The sequence below is a fragment of the Sphaerisporangium album genome (assembly GCF_003323745.1).
GTDB lineage: Bacteria > Actinomycetota > Actinomycetes > Streptosporangiales > Streptosporangiaceae > Sphaerisporangium > Sphaerisporangium album.
The window spans coordinates 139131-152340 of sequence record NZ_QOIL01000019.1 but is presented as its reverse complement, the minus strand read 5'-3'; the positions used below and the strand labels follow the sequence as shown (position 1 = coordinate 152340).

Sequence of the window (13210 nt, the reverse complement as noted above, 5' to 3'; positions counted from 1 at the left end):
CGGCCCGGGTCCGTGACGCTGGTGTGGCCGGGTCAGGTGCGGCGCCAGCGGGACTCGCAGAAGCAGAAGGCGGCGAAGACCAACAGGCCGAGCGCGACCACGACGAGCAGCCACGGCCCGAGCGGGGTGTCGGCGAACGCGCGGAGCGTGGAGTCGATGCCCTTGGCCTCGTCGGGGTTGTAGGTGATCGCCGACTGCACGGCGAAGATCCCGGCGCCGGCGGCGATCACGCCGCGCGCGGCGTAGCCGATCATGCCGAGCTTCTCGACGATGTCGCGCGTCCTCGGCGACATCTGACCGGTGTTCAGGTGCTCGAAGAACTTCTTCTTCCAGCCCTTGTAGATCCAGTACAGGCCGAGCGCCACGATGCCGAGGCCGACGGCGCCGACGATGAGCCGCCCCCCGGGCCAGTCCATGACGGCCGCGGTGAGGTCCTTGGACTGCTCGTCGGTCGAGCGGCCCGTGGTGCCGCGGAGCAGGAAGCTCAGGACGGTGCCGACGACCAGCGCGTACACGACGGTGCGGGCGGCGGCCTCGATCCGGTGCTTGGCGTCCATGCCGGACCCGAGCGCGGCCTCCGAGAGCTGCCACAGGGCGAGCGCGGCGAAGCCGATGGCCAGCAGCCAGAGCAGGACGGTGCCGAACGGCTGCTCGGCGACGGTCCGCACCGCGCCGGTCTTGTCCGCCTCCTTCCCCCCGCCCCCGAAGGCGATCTGCAACGCGAGGATTCCGATGAGCGCGTACAACACGCCCCGGCACGCCATTCCGAACCGCGCCAACCGGTCGAACGTCCGGCTGTTGGTCACCTGCCGCGCGGCTCCCCGCGCCTGATTCCCCGCTGAGGCCACGGAGTTCATATTGGCTCCTCTCGAGTCGCCTCCCCACTACACATCTGGCCGGAAATCAAACGCCTAATCCGCCTTGCCCCCCAGGAGAATCGCCGGAATCGCCGTACCCGGGCCCCTGCGGAGGGGCCGCGGGAGGCGCTCGCGTGGCGCGGCGGGATACAGGGGATTCATCCGGCATGAAGGCATCGAGCACGCTTACGGTGATCACGGTACTCAAGGGCAGGCGGCGAAGACCCGAGCGCGGGAGCGGTCACGGCGTCGCGCACGGGGTTCCCGCGGCCCTGCTCGTGCCCGCCGCGGTCGCGCTGGCGCTCGTGGCGCTGCCGCTCGCCGGGACGCTCGCCCGCGCGCCGTGGCCGTCCCTGGCCGGTGCGGACGTCCTGGGGGCGCTGCGGTTCCCGCTGGTGACCTCGGCGCTCGCGACGCTGGCCTGCCTGCCGCTCGGGGTGCCGCTGGCCTGGGTGCTCGCCCGGACGCGGATGCGGGGCGAGCGGGTGGTCCGGGCCCTGGTCACGGCGCCCGTGGTCCTGCCGCCCGCCGCCGCCCTCGTGGCCGTGCCGCTGGTGGCGTCGCCGGGGGGCGGGTGGGCGGGCGCGTCCCTGCGTCCCGGGACGGCGGGGTTCGTGCTCGCCCAGGTGTTCGTCGGGCTGCCGTTCGTGGTGATCGGCGTGGAGCGCGCGCTGCGCGCCGGGGACCCGCGCCTGGAGGAGACCGCGGCCCTGCTGGGCGCGTCCCGGTGGACGGTGTTCCGCAGGGTGACCCTGCCCTCCGCCGCGCCCGGGATCGCCGCCGGAGCGGTGCTGTGCTGGGCGCGGGCGCTCGGAGAGTCGGGCGCGGCACTCGCGCTGGCCGGGAACCCGGTCTGGGGGACGCCGATCGCCCCGCCGGGGCTGTCCCCCGCCCTCGGGTCCCCGGCCGCCGTCGCCCTCAGCCTCGCCCTGGTCACGGTGTCGGTCGCCGTGCTCGCCGGCCTGCGCGGCCACTGGATGGGGACGCCGGGCGGGGTGGGCGTCCCCCGCGCCTGGGTGGGAGCGCCGGGCGGGGGGACGGCCGCCGGCGCGAGGAGGGGGGCGCCGGGCGGGCAGGCCGTCCCGGACCCGCCCGCGCGGGCGGAGGCCGGGCCGTGATCGACGCGCGCCTGGTGGCCGGGCACCCGCCCTTCCGCCTCGACCTGAGGCTCCATGTCGCCGCGGGCGAGGTGGTCGCGCTGCTCGGGCCCGCGGGCTGCGGCAAGACGACGGCGCTGCGCGTGCTGGCGGGGCTCACCCCGTCCCTCGGCGGGTACGTCCTGCTCGACGGGGCGGCCGTGCACGCCCGCGCGCCCCGCCGCCGGTCCGTGGCCATGGCCGGCCGCGATCCGCTGCTGTTCCCCCACCTGACCGCGCTCGACAACGTCGCCTTCGGCCCGCGCTGCCAGGGCGAGTCCCCGGAGCAGGCGCGCCTCGCGGCCTCCGCCTGGCTGGAGCGGATGGACCTCGCCGCCCGCGCGGGCGCCCTGCCGCGCGAGCTGTCCCCGGGCGAGGCGCGGCGGGTGGCGCTGGCCCGCGCGCTGGCCGCCCGCCCGCGGATCCTGCTGCTGGACGAGCCGCTCGCCGCCCTGGACCCGGGCGAGCTCGCCCCCGCGCGCACCCTGCTGCACCGGCACCTGTCCGGCTTCACCGGCGCGTGCCTGCTGGTGACCGGCGACCCACTGGACGCCATGGTGGCGGCCGACCGGCTGCTGGTGATGGACGACGGCGTCGTGGTCCAGGAAGGCGCGCCCGCCGAGGTGGCCCGCCGCCCGCGCACCGGCCACGCCGCGCGCCTCGCCGGGCTCAACCTGTGCCGGGGGCACGCCGCCGGGCGGTCGGTGTCGGTCGGCGGCGGGACAGAAGGCGGCGGGACGGGCTCCGGGCTGGACGGCGGGACGGTCGGCGGGACCGGCGCCGTGGGAGGGCGCGCGGTCACGTTCACCGTGCGGGAGGCGCTGCGCGGGCCAGTGTTCGTCGCGTTCCCGCCCTCGGCGGTCACCCTGTCGCGGGCCATGCCCGGCGGGACGCCGCACAACCTGTGGCGTGGCGGCGTGGAGGGCATCGAGGGGCACGGCGACCGCGTCCGGGTCCGCCTCGGGGGGCCGATCGCGGCGGCCGCCGACCTGATCCCCGCCACCCTCGCCGACCTCGGCCTGACCCCCGGCGACCAGGTGTGGGCCTGCGTCCCGGCCGCCGAGACCCACGCCTACCCCGCACCGTGACACCGCCCCGTGACGCCGTCCTGTGCCCCCCTGTGACACCGCCCACTCGGGCGCGCTGCGGCGGCCGTGAGCGGGACATCGCGGACGGCGAGGGCGGGGCAACGCAAAGTCACACAGCCTGAAGGGAGCATTCGCGCTTGCCAGACCGCTGCGGGGGCAGAGGTAATGGATCAGGAGCGCGACGGGACCACTCCCCCGCGTCCCCCATGCCCGTGCACGGACACCACGGAAGGAGCGGTCGCCGATGCCGAGGCAGATCGCCGCATACCAGGCCCCCAGCCCCCTCGACCTGGAGGCCCGGGTGCACACCCTCGAACTCCAGGTCGCCTCGCTGACCGAGGCCGTGCGGTCGCTCACCACGCGGGTGAGCGACCCGAACGCGGCCGCCACCACCGACTGACGCGTTCTCACCCGCCCCCCGCGAGCAGGGGACCGGACCGGTGTGGTCGACTGGGTCCGTGGGGGGCGATCGGTGAGTACGTGGCACCGTTTTTCGGTCAGGGGCCGCCTGACCCTCTACGCGGGCGCGGTCGCGGCTCTGCTGTCACTCATGCTCGGGGTCGTGCTGATGGTCGCGATCAACCATCTCGCCACCCAGTACCTCACCCGGGAGATCTCCGCGGTCGGAGCCCGCGTCGCCTACGACCTGGAACGCGGGATCGTCCAGAATCCGATCCCGCACGGTCTCGTCGGCGACATCCAGGTCGTCGACGCCCGCGGGCGCGTGGTGAGCGCCAGCGAAAGCCTCCAGGGCAAGCCGCCGATGGCGACGCTCGTGCCGCCGCCCGGCGCCAAGGACATGGCCACGACGGTGGTCTGCGACCACGCCCTCTTCCCCAAGGGCCGGTGCGAGATCGTCGTCGCGACCAAGGTCTACCGCGCCGGGCAGAGCTGGACCATCTACAGCGCGGCGCCCGTCGTCCCGTTCTTCGTCCACCCCATGCTCGTGGCGGTGATCTGCGTGGGCGTCGTGCTGCTCACCGGGGTGATCACCTACGGCGCCTACCGGCTCGTCACCACAAGCCTCGTGCCGGTCGACGCGATCCGCTCCGAACTGGACGAGATCAACGCCACCTGCCCGCAGCGCCGCGTCCCCGTGCCACCCGGCCGCGACGAGATCCATGACCTGGCCGTGAGCGTGAACCACACGCTCGGCCGGCTCCAGATCTCGATGGAGCAGCAGCGCCAGTTCGCCTCGGACGCCTCCCACGACCTGCGCAGCCCGCTCACCGCCATGCGCGCCGAGGTGGAGGACGCCATGCTGGCGCCCGCCGAGACGGACGTGACCGCGCTCGGCTGTTCCCTGCTGCGCAGCCTGGACCGGCTGCAGGCGATCGTGTCGGACCTGCTCACGGTCGCCCGCTTCGACGCCGGGGTGGCCGACGAGCGGGAGCCGGTGAACCTGTCCCGGCTCGTCGGCGGGGAGCTGGACCGCCGTCATCCGGTGATGAAGATCAAACGCGACCTGGAGCCCGAGGTCATCGTGATCGGCGACTCCCTGCGCCTGGCGCGCCTGCTCACCAACCTCCTGGACAACGCCGAGCGGCACGCCGAGACGGAGGTCGCCGTCACCCTGCGCGCGGAGCGGGGCGGGCCGCCCCGTGCCCGGGGGATGCCCCCGGGCACCGCCGTGCTGGAGGTGATCGACGACGGGGCCGGGATCGAGCCGGAGAAACACGAGATCGTCTTCCAGCGCTTCACCCGGCTGGACGCCGCGCGCAACAAGGACGCCGGGGGCACGGGGCTCGGCCTGCCGATCGCCCGGCAGATCGCCGAGCTGTCCGGCGGCACGCTGACGATCGAGCCCAGCGGGCGCGGGGCCAGGCTGGTGGTCCGGCTGCCGCTCGCCGGGCGTCCCTAGGCGGCGCGGCCCTCGCCCTCAGGACGTGCCGCGCAGCGCCGAGGCGGGGAGCGGGATGGCGGGGAACGGGTTGTCCGGCAGGAGGATCATGCGGTGCGGCTCGCTCGCCCGGCAGGCCGCGTCCATGTGCAGCAGCGCCGAGCCGATGCCCGCCGCGCCGATCATGTAGCCGGTGTCGGCGGTGACCTCCCAGGGCCGCAGCCGGCGGTAGGCCTGGTACCAGCGGTAACCGGCCTGGTCGTGCCCGGTGGCGCGGCCGATCAGGTTCTCGGCGAGGGTGCGCGCGAACTCCAGGTGGGCGGTCTCGCCGGTCGCCGCCCACAGGCCGACGAACAGCTCCAGCAGCCCCGCGGTGCCGCAGCACTGGCAGGCGACGTTCCAGTAGCCGGCGGTCTGGCGGCGTGGGACGCCGCTGCAGACGATTCCGGCGGCGAGCCGCCGTACCCAGTCCAGGTCGCCGGGGTCGCCGGTCACGCGGTGAAGCTCGTAGAACAGGCGAGCCACCCCGGCCGAGCCCGAGCACAGCCCGAGATAGTGCAGTCCCCGGCCCTGCGGCACGTGGTGGGGCACGAGGGCGTGCTTGTCGGTCACGACGCTCACCGTGCGGACGAAGTCGGCGCCGCGCCGGGCGGCGTCCAGGAAGCGTCTGTCCCCGGTGACGCCGTACAGCCGGGCGAGCAGGAAAGCCGTGCCCGCGGTGCCGGAAAGGAAGCCGGGCGTGACCGCGTCCTCCGGCAGGTCGGGGCAACCCTCACGGCCGAAGCGGTGGCCGGGGACGACCCGGTCGGCGACGCTCACCCCGGCCTCCACGGCGACCTCCTCGTAGGCCGGGACGCCGAGCATGCCGGAGGCGTGCAGCAGGCCGAGGATGATGCCGCCGTCGCCGCGCTGCGCCGGGTCGCCGGTCCAGCCGACGCCGCCGCCGGTCCTGCGCAGGCTGCGCACGACACGGTCGGCCGCCGCTCTCGCGGCCGCGGACAGGCTCTCGTCGCCGGTCGCCCACCCGGCCTCGGCGAGCGCGAAGACCATTCCGGTGAGGCCGTGGTAGAGCGAGAGGTCGGGCTCGTCCTCCCAGGTGGCGGCGAGGTAGCGGGCGCCCTGCCGGGCGTCGTCGAGGTAGGCCTCGTGGCCGGTGGCCGCGGCGAGCTCCAGGAAGAACAGCACGATGCCGGCGACGCCCGCGTACAGCGAGCCGGGCTGGCCGGAGCGGGCGGACTGGCGGCGAGGATCGGGGTTGGCGACCCAGTGCCGGCCGCGCCCGTCCTCGACGGCGGCCGAGCGGATCCAGCGGCCCGCCATGATCGCCGTGGTGAGCGGGGTCTCGGCGCGCGGCCATGATGGATGGTGGATCCGATCCGGGCTCATGTCGCCTCCTCCACGCTCCCAGCATCCCATGAAACCCATGAATTTGGTAGGAAAACTAGGCAATCGCTAAACATTCGGTCACCGTGCCGCCGGGGTCCGGCGGGGCCGTGACCCACCGCATACCCGCAGTATCAGAACACTCTCACATACGACGCGCCCACGGGGCGATCAATGGGCATCGCTACCGGCACAATCCCGTGCGGGACGGCCGGATAGCCCCGTTTGCAGACCGATACCTGGAGAGGTCACCTCGCCTGGGATGTTCGTCCGGATTTGCGATGATTGGGGGGCCACGGCGAGTCAGCCGAGATGGAGGGGGTGGGCCGGGTGGGCGTCAGCGCACCGGCACTGGCGGACTCGGTCCATCGTGTGCCCGGCACGCGCGGCGCCGCGGAGGGGACGCGGGGCCACTCCCCCACCCTCGACGCCACGCCGCCCCACCTGGTCACCCGGATCGTGACCGAGCGCGGCGCGTTCGAGCCCTTCCGCGTGTCCGAGCACTTCACCGCCGCCCCGGTTCCCGGCGGGCTCTCCCGCGAGGGGCGGCCCGCGCCATGAGCGCCGCCCGCCGCGTCGTCGTCGACACCGATATGGGCATCGACGACGCCTGCGCGCTGCTCTACCTGGCCGGGCGCCCGGAGGCGCAGATCGCCGCCGTGACCTCGGTGGCGGGGAACTGCCCCGAGGAGCAGGCGGCGCGCAACATCGCGTACGTCGCCGGCCTGATCGGGCTGGAGGCGCCGGTGGCGCGCGGCGCCGCCGTGCCGCTGCCGGGAGCCCCGCCCGTGGCGCGCGACTCCCACGGCGCGGACGGCCTCGGCGACCTAGGCCTGAAGCGTCCCCCGCCGCCCGCGACGGACGAGACGGCCGCCGCGCTGATCGCGCGGCTCGCCGGTGAGCGGCCCGGCGAGCTGGACCTGCTGGCGCTCGGGCCGCTGACCAACCTGGCCCTGGCGTCGCGCGCCGACCCGGCGGTCTTTACAAAGTATCGTTCGGTCGTGGTGATGGGCGGCTCCGGCCCGGACGGCACCGGCCTGTCCGACACGAACGTCGCGTGCGACCCCGAGGCGGCGCGGGACGTCCTGTCCGCCCCGCACGGCGAGCTGACCATGGTCGGGGTGAACGTCACCGGCGCCGCGCTGCTGCCGGACACCGCCCTGGACGCCCTGCGCGCCGCCGGCACGCCGGTCGCGCGGTTCGCCGCCGCGGTCCTCGGCGCCTACCGGGACCTCAAGCGGCTGCGGCTGGGCATGCCGGTCATCCCGCTGCACGACCCGCTGGCGGCAGGCGTCCTGCTGGACCCCGGCCTGGTCACCGAGGCCGTGACCGGGCCGGTCGCCGTCGTCCGCGATGGCCCGTCCTGGCGGGCCCGCCCCGCCGCCGGACCGGGGCCGGACGCCCGCGTGGTCACGGCCGTCGACGCGGACCGGTTCGTCGCGCGGTTCACCGCGACGCTGGCCCGGCCATGAGCACGACCATGAGCACGGCCATGCTCATGGCCATGAGCATGGCCGGATCGGTACGGCGGGCCTCGTCGAGTGGCTCCCGGCCTACGCCCTCGCCACGGGCTGAGGCACGGTCAGGCAAGCAGTGAGGTGGGCGGGACGGACGGCGTGACAAGCGCGACCGGAAGCGCAGGACGCGCCGGGAGCACGGTCACCCGGCGCCGGCGGAGAGGCGGCCGAACAGCTCCAGGGCGGCCTCCCGCACGCTGGCGGGGGTGATGCCGTCCAGCGCGGCCCGCGCCTCGGCGATGTCGCGGGTGGTGGCGCAGGTGATCGCCACCGAGGTGGCGGCGGCGTGGTCCAGCGAACCGGCCGGGGTCCTGTCGGCCATCTCGCGGGCGGTCGTGGCGAGATCGAGGTTGTCCATATGCGGCGCGGCGGTCAATGAATTCTCCTCGCGGTAGCGGATCGGCCCGGGACCGGGCCGACGCGAGCGCGCGGCACGGCGGCCCCTCCGCCCCCCGGCGGCGGCCCGGCACGCGCCGGCGTCCTCTGTACTTGGCCCTCAATCCTGCTCCTAAAGGGCACGTTCGTGCCACTCGGGAAGCGGCGTCCGGCCGCGTGGCACGCCTGGTGTGAGGCGGGAACTCCGACGGGGTAGGGCTTCACCAGCGGACACGATCTTTTTCCGTCGTTTCTCAGGTTTCCGGAATACCGGGGCATTTCGCGGGGCTGGACTGCACGGGATCTCACCAGGGGGCGCGGAACGGCCGGACGGCCCGTCGCCCGGCCGCCGGTCGCGCATCCCCCGAGACGACCAGATCACCGCTGACGAATCCGCACCACGTGAGGACGCACATGGAATCTATGGGGCTCGGTGTGGCGCTCCCGACGTCGGGACCGCTCGCGTCACCCGTCAACATCTCCCGCTTCGCCCGGCAGGCCGAACGGCTCGGATACGACTCCCTGTGGACCTACGAGCGGCTGCTGCGCCCGATGGCCGCGCTGCCGCTGCCGGGGGGCGGCGAGCCGGCGCGTATCCCGGAGATCTACCGGCTCACCTACGAGCCGCTGGAGACGCTGAGCTACGTCGCCGCCATCACCGAGCGGATCAAGCTCGGCACCAGCGTCGTCGACGGGCTCTTCCACCCGCCCGTCGTGCTCGCGCGCCGGTTCGCCACACTGGACCAGTTCAGCGGGGGCCGGGTGATCGCGGGTCTCGGCCAGGGCTGGATGCCGCAGGAGTTCGAGACGGCGAACGTGCCGATGCGGCGCATGGGCAGCGGCATGGACGAGCTCGTCGCCGCGATGCGCGCGGCCTGGGGCCCCGACCCGGTGGAGTACGAGGGCCGCTTCTACCGGATCGCGCCCTCGGAGGTGAACCCCAAGCCGGTGCAGCCGCGGATCCCGATCCTGCTCGGCGCGATGACGCCCAAGGGGGTCGAGCGGGCGGGCCGCATCGCCGACGGGCTGAACCCGATCGCCGTCTCGCCGGAGGCGCTGACGCAGCTGGTGGGCGCGTTCCGGCGGGCCGCGCGGGACAACGGCCGCGACGCCGACGCGCTGACCGTGGTGGCGCGGGCGAACGTGCCGATCACCCGGGAGCCGATCACGGGGGGCGACCGGCCGTTCCTGGCGGGGTCGCCGCGGCAGATCGCCGAGGACCTCAAGCGGCTGGAGGGCGCCGGGGTCGGCCACGTGTTCTTCGCCAACCTGGCGAGCACGGACATCGAGGAGGAGCTGGCGCTGCTGGAGGAGCTTAAGGCCACCCTCAAGCCCTGACCCCGCGCCTCCGTGCCACCGCCTCCGGCCGGGCTATCCGAGAATGCGCGCGGCCCCGAACCCGGCGGCCAGCGTCGTGCCGGCGGCGAACCGCCCGGGGCCGAAGGCCGCCAGCCGGGGGTCGGTGTCCTCGCCGAGGATCAGGCGGGCCACGTGCTCGCCCCACGCGGGGGCCAGCTTGAAGCCGTGGCCGCTGGTGCCGGCGTCGACGAAGACCCGCTCGCCGACGCGGCCGGTCACCGGCTGCCAGTCCGGGCTGACGTCGTACAGCGACGCCCACCCGCCGATCAGGGCCGCCCGCCGCCGAGCGGGGCTGCGGCGGGCCGCCGCGCGGGCGAGCCGTCCGAGCTCGGACTCGCGGGGGGCCGCCCGGAAGTCGTCCGGGTCGGCGCGCGAGGCGGGGACGACTCCGCCGGCCAGGAACTGCGTGCGCGGCTGGGGCGTGGAGTAGGAGCCTGCGGCGACGTCGATGAGCACGTGGCGCACGATCTCGGCGGTGTCGGCGGGGTCGTGTTCGAGCACCGCGACGACGTGCCGCTCGGCGGTCAGGGGCAGGTCGACGCCGAGCGGGCGCAGCAGCGCCGGCGTCCACGGGCCCGCCGCGACGAGCAGGTGACCGACGCCGGACGTGCGGCCGTCCGCCGTGGTGACGTCCACCTGGCCGGGCCGCTCGGCGAGCTCCGTGACCCGGTGGCGCAGGTGCAGGACGGCGCCGTGCCGCCGTGCCGCCTCGGCCAGACCGAGCGTCGTGGCGAACGGGTCGGCGAATCCCGCGCCCGGCTCCCAGACGCCGACGGCCACGCCGTCGAGGTCGAGCCCCGGCAGCCGCTCCCGGAGATCGGCGGCGGGGACCACCTCGCTGGGAACGCCCGCCGCGGCGAGGCCGGCGGCGGTCCGCCCGGCGGCGGCCACGTCGTCCGGGCCGTGGAGGTAGAACGCGCCGGTGCGGCGGAAACCGGACTGGCCGCCACCGGTGCGCTCCTCGAAGGCGTCCAGGAAGGCGATGCCGTCGCGGGCGCTCTCGACGAGGAACGGGTCGGTGTAGTAGGCCCGGCAGATGCCGCCGGAGCGTCCGGTGGGGCCCGCGGCCGGGGTCAGCCGCTCGAAGACGGCGACCGAGACGCCCCGGCGCGCCAGGTGGTAGGCGGCGGCGACCCCGTGGACGCCCGCCCCGACGATGCCGACGTCGTACGTCGCGTGTGCCGCCGCCATGCGCTCACATCCTCCGTATTACCCGCTCAAAAGGTAGGAATAATGGGTTTCCCTGTCAACCGTTCCGCGTGACGCACGGCGGTCAGGCCGCGGGCAGGTCCACGAGCATGACGGGAGTGGTGGTCGGCCGGGCCGAGCCGCCGGCGGGCTCGACCGTGACGCCCACCTTGGCGGCCGCGCTCATGCGCTGCCCCCAACCGTCGGTGTGGACATCTACAGGTGCGGACATGGGTGTTTCGAACCAGATGGTCGTGCGGATGGGCGCGGGCCCGGATCGGTCGCGGGACTTTCCCAGCCTTCCATACCTTCCGGGCGTGTCGCCCGGCCGCGGGCTCCGGCCCGTATTTAGAACTAATCAGGTAGGAATTGCATAACTTGTGACCGCGGGGCTATGGTCGAGTCGGACCGGCCCGGCGAGCCCCGGCGCGCCGGACGGCCCGTGGAACCGAGGGACGCGAGCGACCGAGGAGCCCGAGGAACCCAGGAACACGCGCGCCCGTCGCCGCCCCTCCGAGCCCGGAACGGGAGACCGCATGAAGTTCCTCGCCATCACGCTGATCGTCCACGGCCCCCACCCCCTGACCGGCGAGACCAAGCCCACCACGGCGCGGCTGCGCGAGGTCGTCGACAACGCCGTCCTGGCCGAGGAGCTCGGCTTCGACGGCTTCGGGGTGGGAGAACGCCACGAGCGCCCGTTCATCTCCTCCTCCCCGCCCGTCGTGCTCGGCCACATCGCCGCGCGCACGTCCACGATCCGGCTGTTCACCGCGGTCACGACGCTGAGCCTGCTGGACCCGGTGCGCGCCTTCGAGGACTACTCCACCCTCGACCACCTGTCGGGCGGGCGGCTGGAGCTCATCATCGGCAAGGGCAACGGCGCCGCCCAGGCCGAGTTGTTCCACGTGACGGCGCAGGACCAGTGGGACCGCAACCGCGAGGGCTACGAGCTGTTCCGCCGGCTCTGGCGCGAGGACAGGGTTACCTGGTCGGGCCGCTTCCGCCCCGAGCTGCGCGACGCCGAGGTCCTGCCGCGCCCGCTCCAGCGGCCGATCCGCGTGTGGCACGGCAGCGCCACCAGCAAGGACTCGGTCGAGCTGGCCGCCAAGTACGGCGACCCGTTGTTCTCGGCGAACGTGACCAACCCGATCGAGCCGTACGCCGAGCTGATCGCGTACTACCGCGAGCGCTGGGAGTTCCACGGCCACGACCCGGCGGACGCGCTGGTCGGCGCGGGCACGGCGGGGTTCCACGCGGCAAGGACCTCCCAGGAGGCGATCGAGACCTACCGGCCGATCTACGACGCGCGGATGGCGCTGTTCAGGAAGGTCGGCGTCGAACCGGTGTTCCCGACGCTGGAGGACGCGATCGAGCGGAGCTCGATCCTGGTGGGCAGCCCGCAGCAGATCATCGACAAGGTCCACCGCTACCACGCGCGATTCGGCCATGAGGTGATGCACATCGCCGCCGACGCCGACGGCCTCACCGACAAGCAGCACCGGGCGGCGCTGGAGCTGTTCCAGGGCGAGATCGCCCCGGTGCTGCGCCGGGAGATTCCGAGCAGGCCGTTCCCCGGCGCGCCCCCCACGGCCTGAGACCGGCGCCCGGCCTGGCACAGAAAGGCAGACGAAGGCCAGACATGGCACCCCGACGGACCCCGCTGTCCATCCTTGGCGCCGATCCGCTCCGGCGGCACCGTGGGCGAGGCGCTGCGCGAGGGACGTGACCGGGGCGGACGAGCTGCTCGTCACGGCCACCGCCTACGAGCACGCCGATCGCGTGCGCTCGTACCGGCTCCTCGCGGAGGCGTGGAACCGCCCCTAGGCGGAGGAAGGGTCCGTCGTGCCGTCGGAACCCGTGGACACGGCATCATGTCTACAGGACCGACGACCGAGGAGCGGCACGTGACCAAGCGCCCCCTTGTACTTCTGGACGTGGACGGGGTGCTGAACCCGGCCCGGCGGCACTCCCTGCGGCTCCGGCGGCACGAGTGCGTCCTGGACGGCCGCTCCTATCGCATTCTGCTGAACACCCGGCACGGCGCCAAGCTGGCGAGGCTCGCCGGCGACACCGGCGCCGAGCTGGCCTGGGCCACCACCTGGGAGCAGCACGCCAACGCCGAGATCGCCCCGCGCCTCGGCCTGCCGGCCCTGCCGGTGATCACGGTCAACGGCGACCCGGGGTCGCGCGCGGGCGAGCACTTCAAGACCCGTCACGTCGCCGAATACGTCGCCGGGCGCCCGTTCGTCTGGTTCGACGACAGCCTCGGCGTCGCCGACTGGCACTACCTCAAGGACCACCCCGGCGTGGACGAGTTCCTGCTGGTCGACGTCGACCCGGGCACGGGGCTGACCGACGCGCACCTGACCCGCGCCCGCGAGTGGCTGTCGGGCAGAGGCGCCGCCGCCGTTGATCGTTAACCGTCGCGCCACCCCGGGTACAGGTGCGGCCGTTAGCGTGCCCCGCG

14 protein-coding genes are annotated in these 13210 nt (G+C 74.4%); 9 read left to right on the top strand and 5 right to left on the bottom strand.

Annotated features, from left to right (window positions below):
* Positions 1-32 precede the first annotated feature (32 nt).
* Positions 33-857, bottom strand: coding sequence for a DUF1206 domain-containing protein (locus tag DQ384_RS29530; protein WP_114032146.1), 825 nt, complete (start codon positions 855-857; stop codon positions 33-35).
* A 167-nt stretch (positions 858-1024) separates the two neighbouring features.
* On the opposite strand from DQ384_RS29530, the gene DQ384_RS29525 reads away from it, so the two are divergent.
* From DQ384_RS29525 to DQ384_RS29515, 4 genes are all read left to right on the top strand, one after another.
* Complete coding sequence (locus DQ384_RS29525) at positions 1025-1975, top strand: ABC transporter permease (protein WP_114032145.1); 951 nt, start codon at positions 1025-1027, stop codon at positions 1973-1975.
* Positions 1972-3081: an ABC transporter ATP-binding protein gene (locus tag DQ384_RS29520; RefSeq protein WP_114032144.1), complete on the top strand. Its 1110-nt coding sequence runs from the start codon at positions 1972-1974 to the stop codon at positions 3079-3081. Before DQ384_RS29525 ends, DQ384_RS29520 begins: the two co-directional genes overlap by 4 nt.
* Positions 3082-3325: 244 nt before the next feature.
* A complete protein-coding gene (locus DQ384_RS41640; RefSeq protein ID WP_181871488.1) occupies positions 3326-3481 on the top strand; it encodes a hypothetical protein in 156 nt (51 codons plus the stop codon).
* A 72-nt stretch (positions 3482-3553) separates the two neighbouring features.
* Complete coding sequence (locus DQ384_RS29515) at positions 3554-4942, top strand: sensor histidine kinase (protein WP_245966868.1); 1389 nt, start codon at positions 3554-3556, stop codon at positions 4940-4942.
* Between the two features lie 18 nt (positions 4943-4960).
* On the opposite strand, the gene DQ384_RS29510 is transcribed toward DQ384_RS29515, so the two are convergent.
* On the bottom strand, positions 4961-6307 hold the full coding sequence (locus tag DQ384_RS29510; protein WP_114032143.1) for a lanthionine synthetase LanC family protein: 1347 nt from the start codon (positions 6305-6307) through the stop codon (positions 4961-4963).
* A gap of 327 nt (positions 6308-6634) precedes the next feature.
* Between DQ384_RS29510 and DQ384_RS29505 the strand changes: the two genes are divergently transcribed.
* Together DQ384_RS29505 and DQ384_RS29500 are read left to right on the top strand one after the other, a co-directional pair.
* Entirely contained in the window at positions 6635-6865 is a 231-nt protein-coding gene (locus tag DQ384_RS29505) for a hypothetical protein (protein WP_181871487.1), read from the top strand.
* On the top strand, positions 6862-7776 hold the full coding sequence (locus DQ384_RS29500) for a nucleoside hydrolase (RefSeq protein WP_114032141.1): 915 nt from the start codon (positions 6862-6864) through the stop codon (positions 7774-7776). The genes DQ384_RS29505 and DQ384_RS29500 overlap by 4 nt, the downstream gene beginning before the upstream one ends.
* A 187-nt stretch (positions 7777-7963) precedes the next feature.
* Here the strand turns inward: DQ384_RS29500 and DQ384_RS29495 are convergent, their stop codons facing one another.
* Complete coding sequence (locus DQ384_RS29495; protein WP_147268936.1) at positions 7964-8197, bottom strand: hypothetical protein; 234 nt, start codon at positions 8195-8197, stop codon at positions 7964-7966.
* A 413-nt stretch (positions 8198-8610) separates the two neighbouring features.
* Here DQ384_RS29495 and DQ384_RS29490 point away from each other — a divergent pair, with 413 nt between their 5' ends.
* Positions 8611-9534 (top strand): TIGR03619 family F420-dependent LLM class oxidoreductase, encoded by a 924-nt coding sequence (locus tag DQ384_RS29490; RefSeq protein ID WP_114032139.1) that lies wholly within the window; start codon positions 8611-8613, stop codon positions 9532-9534.
* A gap of 33 nt (positions 9535-9567) precedes the next feature.
* On the opposite strand, the gene DQ384_RS29485 is transcribed toward DQ384_RS29490, so the two are convergent.
* Complete coding sequence (locus tag DQ384_RS29485) at positions 9568-10746, bottom strand: NAD(P)/FAD-dependent oxidoreductase (RefSeq protein ID WP_114032138.1); 1179 nt, start codon at positions 10744-10746, stop codon at positions 9568-9570.
* Positions 10747-10828: 82 nt separating this feature from the next.
* Entirely contained in the window at positions 10829-10975 is a 147-nt protein-coding gene (locus DQ384_RS41635) for an anti-sigma factor domain-containing protein (protein WP_181871486.1), read from the bottom strand.
* Between the two features lie 304 nt (positions 10976-11279).
* On the opposite strand from DQ384_RS41635, the gene DQ384_RS29480 reads away from it, so the two are divergent.
* A complete protein-coding gene (locus tag DQ384_RS29480; RefSeq protein WP_114032137.1) occupies positions 11280-12338 on the top strand; it encodes an LLM class flavin-dependent oxidoreductase in 1059 nt (352 codons plus the stop codon).
* 309 nt (positions 12339-12647) lie between these two features.
* Positions 12648-13163: an HAD domain-containing protein gene (locus DQ384_RS29475; RefSeq protein ID WP_114032136.1), complete on the top strand. Its 516-nt coding sequence runs from the start codon at positions 12648-12650 to the stop codon at positions 13161-13163.
* Positions 13164-13210 lie beyond the last annotated feature (47 nt).

Excerpts from the sequence above, each read along its gene's own strand:
- DQ384_RS29510 (WP_114032143.1), bottom strand. The coding sequence starts at position 6,307 with ATGAGCCCGGATCGGATCCACCATCCATCATGGCCGCGCGCCGAGACC.
- DQ384_RS29530 (WP_114032146.1), bottom strand. The coding sequence starts at position 857 with ATGAACTCCGTGGCCTCAGCGGGGAATCAGGCGCGGGGAGCCGCGCGG.
- DQ384_RS29485 (WP_114032138.1), bottom strand. The coding sequence starts at position 10,746 with ATGGCGGCGGCACACGCGACGTACGACGTCGGCATCGTCGGGGCGGGC.
- DQ384_RS29480 (WP_114032137.1), top strand. The coding sequence starts at position 11,280 with ATGAAGTTCCTCGCCATCACGCTGATCGTCCACGGCCCCCACCCCCTG.
- DQ384_RS41640 (WP_181871488.1), top strand. The coding sequence starts at position 3,326 with ATGCCGAGGCAGATCGCCGCATACCAGGCCCCCAGCCCCCTCGACCTG.
- DQ384_RS41635 (WP_181871486.1), bottom strand. The coding sequence starts at position 10,975 with ATGTCCGCACCTGTAGATGTCCACACCGACGGTTGGGGGCAGCGCATG.
- DQ384_RS29525 (WP_114032145.1), top strand. The coding sequence starts at position 1,025 with ATGAAGGCATCGAGCACGCTTACGGTGATCACGGTACTCAAGGGCAGG.
- DQ384_RS29500 (WP_114032141.1), top strand. The coding sequence starts at position 6,862 with ATGAGCGCCGCCCGCCGCGTCGTCGTCGACACCGATATGGGCATCGAC.
- DQ384_RS29490 (WP_114032139.1), top strand. The coding sequence starts at position 8,611 with ATGGAATCTATGGGGCTCGGTGTGGCGCTCCCGACGTCGGGACCGCTC.